The organism is Agrobacterium sp. 6Ca8 (genome assembly GCF_055382765.1).
The window spans coordinates 516,975-530,154 of the sequence record NZ_AP026434.1; the positions used below are offsets into that span (position 1 = coordinate 516,975).

At 60.3% G+C, this 13,180-nt stretch carries 12 protein-coding genes and 1 riboswitch; of the genes, 6 read left to right on the plus strand and 6 right to left on the minus strand.

Annotation, left to right across the window (positions count from 1 at the left end; translation table 11 throughout):
* Positions 1-14 precede the first annotated feature (14 nt).
* The gene (locus tag ACZ5A6_RS16625; RefSeq protein WP_464111184.1) at positions 15-1,289 is read left to right on the plus strand and encodes an NAD(P)/FAD-dependent oxidoreductase; all 1,275 of its coding nucleotides are present in this window, start codon (positions 15-17) and stop codon (positions 1,287-1,289) included.
* Positions 1,290-1,559: 270 nt separating this feature from the next.
* Here ACZ5A6_RS16625 and ACZ5A6_RS16630 read toward each other — a convergent pair whose 3' ends face one another.
* The 6 genes from ACZ5A6_RS16630 to argE all read right to left on the minus strand — a co-directional run bounded on the left by ACZ5A6_RS16630 (position 1,560) and on the right by argE (position 8,316).
* Positions 1,560-3,017, minus strand: coding sequence for an NAD-dependent succinate-semialdehyde dehydrogenase (locus tag ACZ5A6_RS16630; RefSeq protein WP_464111185.1), 1,458 nt, complete (start codon positions 3,015-3,017; stop codon positions 1,560-1,562).
* 15 nt (positions 3,018-3,032) lie between these two features.
* The gene (locus ACZ5A6_RS16635; RefSeq protein WP_464111186.1) at positions 3,033-4,076 is read right to left on the minus strand and encodes a tartrate dehydrogenase; all 1,044 of its coding nucleotides are present in this window, start codon (positions 4,074-4,076) and stop codon (positions 3,033-3,035) included.
* A gap of 13 nt (positions 4,077-4,089) precedes the next feature.
* Positions 4,090-5,553, minus strand: a complete 1,464-nt coding sequence (locus ACZ5A6_RS16640) for an aldehyde dehydrogenase family protein (protein ID WP_112285798.1) — start codon at positions 5,551-5,553, stop codon at positions 4,090-4,092.
* Positions 5,554-5,860: 307 nt separating this feature from the next.
* Positions 5,861-6,217, minus strand: a complete 357-nt coding sequence (locus ACZ5A6_RS16645; RefSeq protein ID WP_013761644.1) for a cupin domain-containing protein — start codon at positions 6,215-6,217, stop codon at positions 5,861-5,863.
* Between the two features lie 26 nt (positions 6,218-6,243).
* A complete protein-coding gene (locus ACZ5A6_RS16650) occupies positions 6,244-7,167 on the minus strand; it encodes a 2-hydroxyacid dehydrogenase (protein WP_464111187.1) in 924 nt (307 codons plus the stop codon).
* A 24-nt stretch (positions 7,168-7,191) separates the two neighbouring features.
* Positions 7,192-8,316, minus strand: a complete 1,125-nt coding sequence (argE, locus tag ACZ5A6_RS16655; protein ID WP_464111188.1) for an acetylornithine deacetylase — start codon at positions 8,314-8,316, stop codon at positions 7,192-7,194.
* A 211-nt stretch (positions 8,317-8,527) separates the two neighbouring features.
* Between argE and ACZ5A6_RS16660 the strand changes: the two genes are divergently transcribed.
* From ACZ5A6_RS16660 to ACZ5A6_RS16680, 5 genes are all read left to right on the plus strand, one after another.
* On the plus strand, positions 8,528-9,406 hold the full coding sequence (locus ACZ5A6_RS16660; RefSeq protein WP_464111189.1) for a GNAT family N-acetyltransferase: 879 nt from the start codon (positions 8,528-8,530) through the stop codon (positions 9,404-9,406).
* 39 nt (positions 9,407-9,445) lie between these two features.
* Positions 9,446-9,681: riboswitch (cobalamin riboswitch) on the plus strand.
* Between the two features lie 165 nt (positions 9,682-9,846).
* On the plus strand, positions 9,847-10,878 hold the full coding sequence (locus tag ACZ5A6_RS16665; RefSeq protein WP_019564729.1) for an ABC transporter substrate-binding protein: 1,032 nt from the start codon (positions 9,847-9,849) through the stop codon (positions 10,876-10,878).
* Positions 10,875-11,903, plus strand: a complete 1,029-nt coding sequence (locus ACZ5A6_RS16670; protein WP_003511052.1) for a FecCD family ABC transporter permease — start codon at positions 10,875-10,877, stop codon at positions 11,901-11,903. The genes ACZ5A6_RS16665 and ACZ5A6_RS16670 overlap by 4 nt, the downstream gene beginning before the upstream one ends.
* Positions 11,900-12,700 (plus strand): ABC transporter ATP-binding protein, encoded by an 801-nt coding sequence (locus tag ACZ5A6_RS16675; protein WP_013761639.1) that lies wholly within the window; start codon positions 11,900-11,902, stop codon positions 12,698-12,700. Before ACZ5A6_RS16670 ends, ACZ5A6_RS16675 begins: the two co-directional genes overlap by 4 nt.
* Positions 12,697-13,179 carry a pseudoazurin gene (locus ACZ5A6_RS16680; RefSeq protein WP_035199502.1) on the plus strand — a complete coding sequence of 161 codons (483 nt, stop codon included), beginning with the start codon at positions 12,697-12,699 and terminating at the stop codon, positions 13,177-13,179. Before ACZ5A6_RS16675 ends, ACZ5A6_RS16680 begins: the two co-directional genes overlap by 4 nt.
* Position 13,180 lies beyond the last annotated feature (1 nt).

Below are 13,180 nucleotides of genomic sequence, written 5' to 3' on the forward strand. Positions count from 1 at the left end.
GGAAGGACCGGATCATGAAGCTCGTCTCCTATTGGCACGACACGGCGCCCCTGTTTGCGGGGGCGGCGCAAGGTCCTGTCGAAGGCCATTACGATGTGGCCGTCATTGGTGGCGGCTTCACGGGTCTGGGTGCTGCGCGCCAGCTGGCAAAAGCGGGCGCGCGCGTGGTTGTTCTTGAAGGACAGCGCGTCGGCTGGGGTGCTTCCGGGCGCAATGGCGGTCACCTCAACAACGGGCTGGCCCACTCCTACCTCTCCGCCAAGGCGGAACTCGGTAAAGAGCGCGCCATCGCGCTCTACAAGGCGCTGGATGCCTCGATCGACACGCTGGAAAGCCTGATCGCCGAGGAAGGGATCGACTGTAATTTCCGCCGGGCCGGCAAGCTGAAAATGGCTTCGAAACCGCAGCATTTCGAAAGTCTGGCAAAGAATTTCGAGGCTGTTCATGCCGAGGTGGATCCCGACACGGCGCTTCTGTCGGTTGACGATCTCAAGGCGGAAATCGACTCTCCCTTTTATGGCGCCATGCTGTCCAAGAAGAGCGCCATGATGCATATGGGCCGCTATGTGGCCGGCCTTGCGCAGGCTGCCAGCCGCCATGGTGCGGTGATCTTTGAAAATGCGGCGGTGACGAAACAAACTCAGAACGGCAAGACACACACGCTGGAAACGGCGCGCGGCAAGGTCACCGCGGATAATGTTCTTGTGGCAACCGGCGCCTACACGCCCTCCGGCTTCGGCTATTTCCGCCGCCGCATCATCGCGGTCGGCAGTTTCATCATCGCCACGCGGCCGTTGACGGATGCCGAGATCAAGGCGTCCGTCCCGGGTAACCGCACCTACGTCAATACCATGAATATCGGCAATTATTTCCGCCTCGCACCGGACAACCGGTTGATCTTCGGCGGCCGCGCGCGCTTTTCCACGACATCGGACCAGCGTTCGGATGCCAAAAGTGGCGCGATCCTGATGGACAGCCTTCACCGCATATTCCCGCAGCTTGCGCATGTGCCGATCGATTATTGCTGGGGCGGACTGGTTGATATGACCAAGGACCGTTATCCCCGCGCCGGTTTCCATGACGGCGTCTGGTACGCCATGGGCTATTCCGGCCACGGCGCCCAGCTTTCCACCCATCTGGGCATGATCATGGCTGACGCCATTCTGGGCCGCCCGGACAAAAACCCGCTGAAGGGGATGGACTGGCCGGCGGTGCCTGGCCATTTCGGCAAGCCCTGGTTTCTTCCCTTGGTGGGGCTTTATTACAAGATGCTGGATAAGATTCAGTAGCGCGTTAGTTCATTTCTTCATCATGCCGGACTTGATCTGGCATCCAGCCACTGCGTGCCTGCACGGTGAATAGTCTTTTACGATCAATGACGTGATCGCGATGGACCCCGGATCTATTCGGAGGTCACGACACGTGAATGCCGTGGCTTTGCCAAACCAATTCATGCCTCCGGATTTTTCTTCCACCCCTGGAAATGCTGCTTTTTCAATTTCGCACCAAAAAAGAAGGGCCGCAGAGCGGCCCTTTAGGCGGGGAGAAAGAAACAGTCTTCAGGCAAGTCCACCGATGTGGAACGTCTTCATTTCCAGATATTCCTCGATGCCGACCTGTGCGCCTTCGCGGCCGAGGCCAGATTGCTTGACGCCGCCGAAGGGGGCGACTTCGGTGGAGATCGCCCCGGTATTGAGGCCGACCATGCCGAACTCCAGCGCCTCGCCCACGCGCCAGGCGCGTTTGAGGCTTTCAGTGTAGAAATAGGCGGCAAGGCCGAAGGGCGTGCCGTTGGCGATCGCAATCGCCTCCTCTTCCGTCTCGAAGCGGAAGAGCGGGGCGACTGGCCCGAAGGTCTCTTCGCTCGCCAGCCGCATGGCGGTTGTTGCGCCCGTCAGCACCACCGGTGCGGTAAATTGCGAACCTTCAGGCAGATCGTGAGGCTTGGTAATGATCTCGGCGCCCTTGGAAACGGCGTCATCGATATGCGCGCGGATTTTGGCGATTGCCGGCTCGTTGATCATCGGACCGATGGAAACACCTAGTTCCGTTCCGGGTCCGACACGCATGGCATCGACGCGATCAGCCAGTTTTTTCGCAAACGCATCGTAAACGCTCGCCTGAACGAGAATGCGGTTGGCGCAGACGCAGGTCTGACCGCCATTGCGGAATTTCGAAACGAGCGCGCCTTCGATGGCGAGATCGAGATCGGCATCGTCGAATACGATGAAAGGGGCATTGCCGCCGAGTTCCAGCGACAGTCGTTTTACACTGTCGGCCGCACCGCGCATCAGCAGCGAACCGACACGGGTAGAGCCCGTGAAGGAAATTTTCCGCACCGTCTCATTGGCCATGATCTCGTTGCCGATCTCCGTCGGCATGCCGGTGACGATGTTGATGACGCCAGCCGGAATGCCTGCACGTTCGGCGAGAACGCCGAGCGCTAGGGCCGAATAGGGCGTGAATTCCGAGGGCTTGATGACCACGGTGCAGCCAGCCGCCAGTGCAGGTGCGACCTTGCGGGTGATCATGGCGTTCGGGAAATTCCACGGTGTGATGATGCCGCAGACACCGACCGGCTCCTTCAGCACCACGATACGGCGATCCGGCGTCGGAGAGGGAATGGTGCCGCCGCTGATGCGTCGGCCTTCTTCCGCAAACCACTTGACGAAGGATGCTCCGTAACGGATTTCGCCCTTGGCCTCTTCAAGTGGCTTGCCCTGTTCGATGGTCAACATCAGGCCGAGATCGTCGATGTGTTCGATCATCAACGCGAACCATTTTTCCAGAAGCGCCGCGCGCTCCGCGTGCGTTTTCTTCTTCCACGGCACGAAGGCAGCGTTGGCGGCTTCGATGGCCGCGCGGGTTTCCACGCTGCCCATATCCGGCACGGTGCCGATCACCGCCTGCGTCGCCGGGTCGATCACGTCGACCGTCTTGCCTGATGCGGCCGCTTTCCATTCCCCGCCGATCAAACCCATTTGGCGAAAGAGTCCCTTGTCCTTCAAGCCCTGCATTATCTGTCTCCGAAATCAGTCGAGAGCCGCAAGAACTGCGGCAGTTATTACGTCTGTCTTGTCCTTGCCCGGCACGGTGCCAATGCCCTGGCCGGTCGCCTTTTCCAGCGCCGCCATGACCCGCCTGGCCGTATCCGCCTCACCCAGATGCTCCAGCATCATGGCGCCGGACCAGATGGCGGCGATGGGGTTGGCAATGCCGAGATGGGCGATGTCAGGGGCCGAACCGTGCACCGGCTCGAACATGGAGGGTGCCGTGCGGTTGGGATTGATATTGGCGGAGGCGGCAAAACCCAGGCCGCCCTGAATGGCTGCGCCGAGATCGGTCAGGATATCGCCGAAGAGGTTTGAGGCGACCACGACATCAAGGCTTTCCGGCGCCATCACCATGCGCGCCGCCATGGCGTCGATATGGTAACTGGAAACTTCAACATCCGGATATTCGGCGGCGAGCTTTTGCGTCACCTCGTCCCAGAACACCATCGAATATTTCTGGGCGTTGGATTTGGTGACGGAAGCCAACTTGCCGCGACGCTTTTGCGCCTGCTCGAAGCCGAAGCGCAGGATGCGGCCCACGCCCTTGCGGGTGAAGATGGAGGTTTCGACAGCGACCTCGTCTTCGGTGCCCTGATGCACGCGTCCGCCGGCACCGGAATATTCACCTTCGGTATTTTCGCGGATGCAGAGAATGTCGAATCCATCCGCTTTCAACGGTCCCTGCACGCCGGGCAGAAGCCGGTGCGGGCGGATATTGGCGTATTGCACAAAAGCCTTGCGGATCGGCAGAAGCAGGCCGTGCAACGATACCGAATCCGGCACCTCCGCTGGCCAGCCGACCGCGCCCAGCAGAATGGCGTCGAAGCCGCGCAGGGTCTCGATGCCATCCTTCGGCATCATCGCGCCGGTCTCCTTGTAGAAGGCGCAGGACCAGGGGAATTCGGTGCCTTCAAGCGCAAAACCGGAGCTTTTTGCTGCGGTGTTGAGAACCTGCCAGGCGGCATCAGTCACGCTTTTGCCGATGCCGTCTCCGGGAATGAGTGCGATGCGATGCGTTTTCAAGATGCTTCCCCTGTTACAGTCCGATCAGGACGCTTTTGCTCTTGCGGTTGGCGAGATAGGCCTCCCGTCCGAGATCCTTGCCGATGCCGGAGCGTTTGTAACCGCCGGTCGGCAGGATATGGTCGCGGGAGCGGCCATAACGGTTGACCCAGATCGTTCCTGCCTGGATGGCGCGAGACAGGCGCATGACGCGCGAGATATCGCGGCTGAAAAGACCCGCGGCAAGACCGTAGGTCGGATGATCGGCGAGCGCCAGCGCCTCTTCTTCCGTCTTGAAGGTTTGCAGGGTCAGCACCGGCCCGAATATCTCCTCTGTGACAGCAGGGGAGGTCTGGTCGACATTTGCGATCAAGGTCGGCTGGTAGAAATAACCCGGACCGTCCATGATCGCGCCGCCCGTCAGGCATTCGCCGCCATGGGCGACAGCCGCCTGCACGATGCCGTCAATGCGCTGGCGCTGCACTTCGGAGATGATCGGCGAATACTGTGTTGCTTCGTCCCAGGTCGGGCCGGGCTTCACCGTCTTCATGCGGGCGACTATTGCGGCGGAAAGCGCCTCTGCGACACTCTCTTCAACGATGATGCGCGAGCCGGCAACGCAGGCCTGCCCGGCATTGGACAGAATGTTGCCGGCGATCGCGGCGGCGGCTTTTTCGATATCGGCATCTGCAAAAACCAGCTGCGGACTTTTGCCGCCCAGTTCCAGCGTCATGGGCTTGACGCCGGTACGCGCGATATTTGCCATGATGGCCGAACCTGCTGCCGTCGATCCGGTGAAGCTGACCTTGGAAATTTCGGGATGGCCGGTGATGGCATTGCCTGTCACTGGCCCGTCACCCAGCACGATGTTGATAAGCCCGGCGGGCAGCCCTGCCTTGATGGCGAGTTGCGCCATGAAAATGCTGGAGAAGGGCGTCATTTCCGATGGTTTCAGCACTACGGCATTGCCGGCTGCGAGTGCCGGGCCAAGCTTCCAGCCCGCCATGGACACCGGAAAATTCCAGGGCGTAATGGCGCCCACGACGCCATAGGGCTCGGTCATGATCATGCCGACGCTTGTATCGTCGGTCGGCACGAGATCACCGCCCTCCTTGTCCGCAAATTCGGCAAAGAAGCGGATCTGTTCGGCAGTGACGGCGATATCGCCGGCAATCAGGTGGCCCACGGGCCGGGTTGAGGAGAGCGCCTCGATTTTCGCCAGCGTCTCGGCTTCCTGCTCGATCAGGTCTGCCCAGCGTTGCAGCACCCTGGTGCGCTCACGCGGGCGCACGCCGGCCCAGTTACTGCTCTTCAGTGCGGCTTTGGCGGTTTGCACCGCCTCATCGACAAGTGCCGCATCCGCCTTGGGGCAACCGGCATATTCGATGCCGTCCGAAGGACGATGCATGTCGATGCCGTTTTTAGCCGGGATCAGCCGGTCGCCGATGAAATGGCCGATCGGCAGGGACAGGCTGTCTGGATCGAAGCTGAGCGTCATGGATGATCCTCTGTGGATATGCGCCAAAGCTACTCCCTGATGGCAAGCAGCATCGACCGACTGCGGCGGGGGCGGTGAACGAAAATCCTGTTTTGCTGGTGGCCCACAGCGCAATCTTCGGCGGGCATGAAGACCGCGCCGAAAACTTTGCGGCGGGTCCGATCGAGGGCCGTAAATCCGGTCGAAAGGCATCCGGGCAGGATACCCATGTAAACCATGGCTGGCATCCACCTGCGGATTGCCAGCCATCGCTTTTCTCAAAAATGCCTCTGCATCAGCCGGGATGCCAGGCATGCTGTTCGGCAAATCATCCGTTCACGGTCACATAGATCTTGCGTACGGTTTCGATTGTCTTCCAGACGCCAACGAAACCGGGCTTCATGACGAAGCTGTCGCCCGCCGTGTAACGCAGTGGCGCGCCGCCCTCCGGTGTGATCTCGATAACGCCTTCGAGAATGTGGCAGAACTCGAATGTCTCGCCCTTGATCGAGCGGCTTTCGCCGGGGGTCGCTTCCCAGATGCCGGTATGCACGGTGCCATCACGGGCTTCATCTAGCGGCCAGGTTTTGAACGACGGGTCGCCGGCGATGAGGCGTTCGGGCAGGGCCTTGGAGGCTTTCGGTTCAAAGGCGGGATTGGTGTCGATGGTCTTGAGGAGAGACATGGGTGTCCTTTCTTGGAACGGTAGGATCAATATCCGCGGCTACGGTCAACGAGGCCGAGCGGTTCGAGACCGGATTCGTATCGTTTGATATTTTCGACGACGGTGCGGGCAGCGGAATGGGGCTGGGTGACGCTGGCAATATGCGGCGTCAGGAGAATTTTCGGATGGGTCCAGAAGCGGTGGTCTTTGGGCAGGGGCTCCGGATCGGTAACGTCAATCACCGCACCTGAAAGCCTGTCGCTGTTGAGTGCATCGAGCAAAGCGTCATGATCGAGCTGTTTGCCGCGCCCGGCGTGAACCAGAGCAGCCCCTTCGGGAAGCATCCCCAGACGCTCGGCGTTCAGAAGCCCCGTGGTCTCGTCGGTGAGAGGCAGCAGGCAGACGAGAATATCGCTGGTGGAGAGAAGGGATTTGAGGCCGTCGTCGCCATGATGGCAGGTGACGCCATCGATCTGACGCTGTGAGCGGCTCCAGCCGGAAAGCGGAAAGCCGAAAGGTTTCAGCCGCTCGAGCGCCGCAACGCCCAGCATGCCGAGGCCGAGAACGCCCACCCGGCAATCTTCCGCCTGACGCTGGGGCAGGGCATTCCACAGTTGCTGGCGCTGCTGGTTTAAATAGACCGGCAGGTTGCGGTGGAGGGAAAGTACGCCGAGGCAGATATATTCCTGCATCATGCGGATGATGCCCTCATCCACCATGCGTACAACCTTTACCGTCTCAGGGATCGCCTCGATGTGAAACTGGTCGACACCCGCGCCGATCGAAAACAGGACTTCGAGATTGCGATACCGGGCAATGTCCTGTGGTACCGTCCAGGTGATGAGGTAACGGACTGCGTCGGGATCGACGGTTGATGCATCCATCGAAAACGGCAGATCGGGCAGTGCTGCAGCTAGAGCCTGCCGGAAAATCTCGCCGCGCTTGGCGTCGGAATTGAAGAGAAAAGTCATCTGAAATCTATGCTTCCCGAAGGTTCAAGCCGTACAGCGGCTTGCGAGTGTTTCCAGCATCGACCGGCAGGCCGAAATTTCGCCCGTCGTTATGAACTCGTCCGGCTTGTGGGCGCGGCCGATATCCCCTGGTCCGCAGATGATGGCGTCGATGCCCGCCGCCTGGAACAGCCCCGCCTCCGTGCCGTAGCTGACGGCGGCGAGACAGGGGGTGCAGGTCAATTCCTCCAGAAGCAGAACAAGCGGAGCATTGGCTGCAAGCGAAAGCGCCGGATAATCGCTCATAGGCGTCCATTCGATATCGACACCCTTTGCTGCAAGAGCCTCGACGCTTGCGCGAACCGGCCCGAGCAGTTCAAGCGGCGATGTGCCGGAAATCGCCCGCGCTTCCAGCTCGATGGCCGAGAAATCGGGGATGATGTTGATCGCCTGGCCGCCCTTCATCGTGCCGATCTGCAGCGAGGAGTAGGGTGGCTCGAAAGTCGCTTCAAAGGGGCCTTTCGTCAGCTCATGTGCCGTCTCCACGGCCTTTGCCATGATGCCGGTCATCAGGTGAATGGCATTCACCCCCTGATCAGGGCGGGACGAATGGCCGGAACGGCCACGGATGGTAATGCGAGCTGCTGCTTTGCCCTTGTGTGCACGAACCGCCCGCATATTGCTCGGTTCGCCGATAATTGCGCCCGCCGGCTGGGCGCACAGTTCAGGCAATCTGGCGAGAAGATGCGGAACGCCACGGCAACCCGCCTCCTCGTCGTAGGAAAAGGCGATATGCACGGGACGTTTCAGCGCCATGCGCGAAAATGCAGGCGCCGCGGCGAGAACCGTGGCCAGAAAACCCTTCATGTCGGTGGTTCCGCGCCCGTAGAGACGATCATTTTCCGCCCGCAGTGTAAAGGGATCGGAAGACCATTCCGGCTCGCTGGCGGGTACGACATCCATATGGCCGGACAAAACATAGCCGGCGCGATCGGCCGGGCCGAAGGTGGCGAAGAGATTGGCGCGGTCGCCCTCCGGTCCCGCAAGCAGCGATACTTTCGCGCCGTGGCTTTCAAGATAATCGGCGATCCAGCCGGCAATATCGCCATTGGCGGTTCCAACGACCGACGGGAAACCGACGAGACGCTCAAGGATTTCGATTGCGTTCAATGGTCGTCTCCGCTGACCGGATTGTCATCCCGAAAGCTTAGAATGGACTGCGACGTTTATCTGCTGAAATGCGAATGATTTCGGTAGATTGTTGTGACCTTCCAGTGCTTTCAGAAAATTCGTGCTGGCGTAACCGGCTACCGTCGGATGTCGTGGGCTAGGCCGGGACCGGATGAAGGTTCTGAGCCGTAGGGGATGAGGGCCGTTGGTTATGGACCTGCTCAAAGTCGATAGTTTCGAGCTGCGGACCGTGGATATCGCGGACGTGGATGCCGATCATCTGCATGCACTCTCCATGGCCGTCGGATGGCGATATCACGCGAATGAATGGTGTTTTCTGCGGCAATGCGGCGTGGGTCTCGCTGCGCTCGATGAGATCGACCGTGTTGTCGCAACCGCGATGCTCTTTCCCTATGATCAGGGGTTTGCGACGCTCGGCATGGTCATTGTTTCGCCCCGTTTGCAGGGGCAGGGCGTAGCACCATGGCTGGTGCAGAAACTTGTCGCGAAATTCCCCACGGTCTCCCTGCGGTTGAACGCGACGGGAGCGTCGCGGCGGTTGTTTTCAAGGTTGGGTTTTGCCGGCGATGCGGAAAAAGTATATCTGTTCCGGGGAAGGGCGAATTGCCTTTTCGAGATACCGCCGCCCGGCAGAAAACAACGAATAGAGCCGTTATCCGCAGGTCATCTGACTGATGTTGTGGAACTAGACCGGTCGGCTTTTGGCGTTTCGCGCCGGAACGTTTTACAGCGACTTTTGACGCAGAATGCGGGTTACGGTGTGTTTGAGGCGGACCGTCTTACCGCTTTTGCGCTGCGCCGTGCGGCGGGGCGGGGCCACATTATCGGTCCGGTCGTTGCGGGTGCGGACATGGATGCGATTGCGCTTGTGAGGCGGCATTTTACCGATCTTGACGATGAGCTGGTGCGGCTCGACACCATCAGCGACAACAATCTCTTTATTGATTTTATTGCGCAATCCGGGCTGGTGGTGATTGAAAGCCTTACCACCATGTCCAAAGACGCGCCGCAACCGGCGCCTTCCGGCGCTACAAAAATTTTCGCGTTGGCGGGTCCGTCTTTGTGCTGAGCTGCAGCACTATCGCAATTGACGCCCCGGCGCTTGCCCCTTATGTCAGAAAGTGACGGTTCCTGAAGCCGAAGGGCAAAGGGATTAATAGGGAACATGGTGCGGGTGATTTCTATCGCCCAATGCCGTGGCTGCCCCCGCAACTGTAAGCGGATTGCCGCTCATCCTCGTGACGCCTGAAAAGCGTCATGCCACTGCACCCTTCAAGGTGCGGGAAGGCAGATGAACGGCGCATATTCGCGAGCCAGGAGACCTGCCGTCATAATATTGACCATCGTTACGGGCGGGGATGCCCGGAAGAGGAGCTGATTATGACCTTTCCGTCCGCGGAAACGTATTTAGAGTCCCGTTCTCCATCTCCACACTTGTTGTCGCTCTGTCACTACGCGTTTTGACGCGCGGCCTGCGGATCACGCCACTTTATTTAGACTGGAGAACATATGTTTCATTTCAAACGCCTGCCGGTTTCCGCCGGTCTTCTGGCTGTCGCATTAGCGGCCTTGCCCGCCGGTGCCGCTCAGGCTGCCGAAACCACCTATCCGCTGACGATCAATAGCTGCGGCCACGAAATCACCTTCAAGCAGGCGCCCGCCCGCACAGTATCGGTCGGCCAGAGCACGACCGAGGTTCTCTATCTGCTCGGCGTGGCCGACAAGGTGGTAGGCACGGCGCTGTGGATCGGCCCGGTTCTGAAGGGTTACGAAGACGCCAATGCCAAGGTGGAGCGGCTTGCCGACAATGATCCGAGCTTCGAGGCGGTGGTTGGCAAGAGGCCGGACCTCGTGACGACGCAGTTCCAGTGGCAGATCGGTCCCGAAGGCGTTGTCGGAACACCGGAGCAATTCGCCGAACTCGGTATTCCCGTTTATACCTCCCCTGCCGATTGCATGGGCAAGGACAATTCCGGCGGCGGCGACGGCGTGCGCAAGTCCGTTTTCACCATGGACCTGATCTACCAGGAGGTCCGCGACCTTGCTAAAATTTTCAACGTGCAGGATCGCGGCGAGGAAGTCGTTGCCGACCTGAAAAAGCGTGAGGAAGCCGCCCGCGCCAAGATCGCTTCGGCGAATGGCAAGATTTCAGCAGTATTCTGGTTCTCCAGCGCCGAGCTGGATATCGATCCTTACGTGGCGGGCCGCAATGGTGCGCCGGGTTACATCATGTCCGCGCTCGGACTGAAGAACGTTATCGAAAGCGATGAGGAATGGCCGACTGTTGGCTGGGAAACCATCGCCAAGGCCAATCCGTCCGTGATCGTTGCCGGCAAGATGGACCGCCGGCGTTTCCCCGCCGATGACGTCGCCGTCAAGCTCAAGTTCCTTGCTACCGATCCGGTTGCCAGCATCATGCCCGCCGTCAAGGCGGCCCATGTCTTCGAAATGGACGCGCAGGCGATGAACCCGACCATCCGCACGATCGAAGGCATTGAAACGCTGGCCGAGGCGATTTCCACAGCCGGTCTCGCCAAGTGAACGGTCTTTCCGTCAATCTTGGCAGGGCGGGTCTGGCTTTTGCCGCACTCGCCCTGCTGCTCGTCGCGCTGATGGCCGGTGCGGCCATCGGCGAGACTGCCATTCCGTTCGACGTCGTGGCAAAAACCATTGCCAATCGTGTCTTCCATGCGGGTTATCCGCTGGAGCCGCTGGATGAGGGCATCGTCTGGAGCTACCGCCTCAGCCGCGCCGTCGTTGCCGCGTGCTGTGGCGCCTCGCTGGCGCTGGCCGGTGCGGTGCTTCAATCACTCCTGCGCAACCCGCTCGCCGATCCCTATATCCTCGGTATTTCCGCAGGCGCCTCAACCGGGGCCGTGGCCGTGGCGCTTCTGGGCTTCGGGGCGGGGTTCCTGACGATGCCGGCCGGCGCCCTTATCGGAGCTTTTGTGGCTTTTTCGCTTGTCAGCCTTCTGGCGGTGCGGGCAGGGCACGGCAACAGCGCCATCATCCTGGCGGGGGTCGCCGGTTCGCAACTGTTCAACGCCATGACGTCGTTCATCGTCACCAAATCCGCCAATGCCGAACAGGCGCGCGGCATCATGTTCTGGCTGCTGGGTAATCTTTCGGGCGTGCGCTGGCCGGATGTCTGGCTGGCTTTGCCGGTCAGTATTGCGGGTCTTGGGGTGTGCCTCTGGTACGCACGCGCGCTTGATGCTTTCGCTTTCGGCGGTCAGGCAGCAGCTTCGCTCGGTATTCCAGTGCGCCGGGTATATGCGGTGCTGATCTCGGTTTCGGCGGTCATGACGGCAGTCATGGTGTCGCTGGTCGGTTCTATCGGCTTCGTCGGTCTCGTCATCCCGCATGCGGCGCGCATCTTCGTTGGCGTTCGCCACGGCATGTTGCTGCCGGTGACGGCGCTGACCGGTGCAATTTTCATGATCATCGCAGATATTCTCTCGCGCACCGTCATTCCGGGGCAGGTGCTGCCGATCGGCGTGATTACTGCGCTGGTCGGCGCGCCCGCCTTCGCCTTTATTCTCGGGCAGAAGAGAGGCCGGTCATGAAATTATCCGCCCACGATCTGCATTTCCATGCCGGCAATCTCGACATCGTGCGCGGTGTTTCGCTGGAGGTCGCCCCGGGCGAGTTTCTGGGTATCATCGGGCCGAACGGCTCGGGCAAAAGCACGTTGCTTTCCATGCTGGCCGGCATTCGCATGCCGCGTCGGGGTCATGTCATGCTTGGTGAGGAACGGCTTGCCACATTCGGGCGGCGCGAACTTGCCCGCAGGCTGGCCTTTGTGGAGCAGCAGGCCGAAACCACCGAGCGCATCAGCGCGCGACAGGCCGTGGAACTGGGGCGCACGCCCTATCTCGGCCCGCTTTCCGCATGGTCGCCAAAGGACGATGCCATCGTCGATGCAGCGCTCGGAAATGTCGATATGGCGGACAAGGCCGAGCGAAACTGGCATCACCTTTCCGGCGGCGAACGCCAGCGCCTGCACATTGCCCGCGCATTGGCGCAGGAGCCGCATATTCTGCTGCTGGACGAGCCGACCAACCATCTCGATATCGGCCACCAGATCGGCCTGCTCGATCTGGTGCGCAGGCAGGGACTGACGGTTGTGGCGGCGCTGCATGATCTCAATCACGCCGCCATGTTCTGCGACCGCGTCGCCATCATGCATCGCGGTGAAATGATCGCTGTCGGCCCACCGCGCGAGGTCCTCACCTCTTCGACCATCGCCGATGTGTTCGGGGTGCAATCCGTCGTCACCACGGATGAAAGCGGATTTTCACATATTCGTTTTCTGCCGGCCCACGGTGCGGCCGATCACGCAAGGAAAGCAACGGCACGATGATGAAATTGAAAAGACTTGCAAATCTCCGCTTTTGCGCCCGACAGCTTTGCGTTTCCGCGGGACTTGCCATGGTTGTGGCCACAGGGTTTTCCATTCAAGCCGGAGCCGAGACCTTCGAGGTGAAGATGCTGAACCGTGGCGAAAAGGGCTCCATGGTGTTCGAGCCCGATTTTCTGGAGATCGCTCCTGGCGACCGCGTGCGCTTCGTGCCGAGCCACAAGAGCCATAATGCCGCGACGATCGATGGTATGGTTCCCGAAGATATTGAAGGTTTCAAAAGCCGGATCAACGACGAATTCGAGACCGGTTTCGAAAAGCCAGGCTTTTACGGCATCAAATGCTCGCCGCATTACGGCATGGGCATGGTCATGCTGATCAAGGTGGGGGACGCGGTTTTGCCGCAGAGCTACAGGACGGTAGAGGTCCCCGGCCGGGCGAAGCCGCGCTTTGAGGAGCTATTCGAGCGGGCGGAAAAATGAC

Bases quoted from the DNA above. Each gene is read 5' to 3' on its own strand.
- ACZ5A6_RS16625 (WP_464111184.1), top strand. From the start codon at position 15: ATGAAGCTCGTCTCCTATTGGCACGACACGGCGCCCCTGTTTGCGGGG.
- ACZ5A6_RS16630 (WP_464111185.1), bottom strand. From the start codon at position 3,017: ATGCAGGGCTTGAAGGACAAGGGACTCTTTCGCCAAATGGGTTTGATC.
- ACZ5A6_RS16640 (WP_112285798.1), bottom strand. From the start codon at position 5,553: ATGACGCTCAGCTTCGATCCAGACAGCCTGTCCCTGCCGATCGGCCAT.
- ACZ5A6_RS16645 (WP_013761644.1), bottom strand. From the start codon at position 6,217: ATGTCTCTCCTCAAGACCATCGACACCAATCCCGCCTTTGAACCGAAA.
- ACZ5A6_RS16650 (WP_464111187.1), bottom strand. From the start codon at position 7,167: ATGACTTTTCTCTTCAATTCCGACGCCAAGCGCGGCGAGATTTTCCGG.
- ACZ5A6_RS16660 (WP_464111189.1), top strand. From the start codon at position 8,528: ATGGACCTGCTCAAAGTCGATAGTTTCGAGCTGCGGACCGTGGATATC.
- ACZ5A6_RS16665 (WP_019564729.1), top strand. From the start codon at position 9,847: ATGTTTCATTTCAAACGCCTGCCGGTTTCCGCCGGTCTTCTGGCTGTC.
- ACZ5A6_RS16675 (WP_013761639.1), top strand. From the start codon at position 11,900: ATGAAATTATCCGCCCACGATCTGCATTTCCATGCCGGCAATCTCGAC.
- ACZ5A6_RS16680 (WP_035199502.1), top strand. From the start codon at position 12,697: ATGATGAAATTGAAAAGACTTGCAAATCTCCGCTTTTGCGCCCGACAG.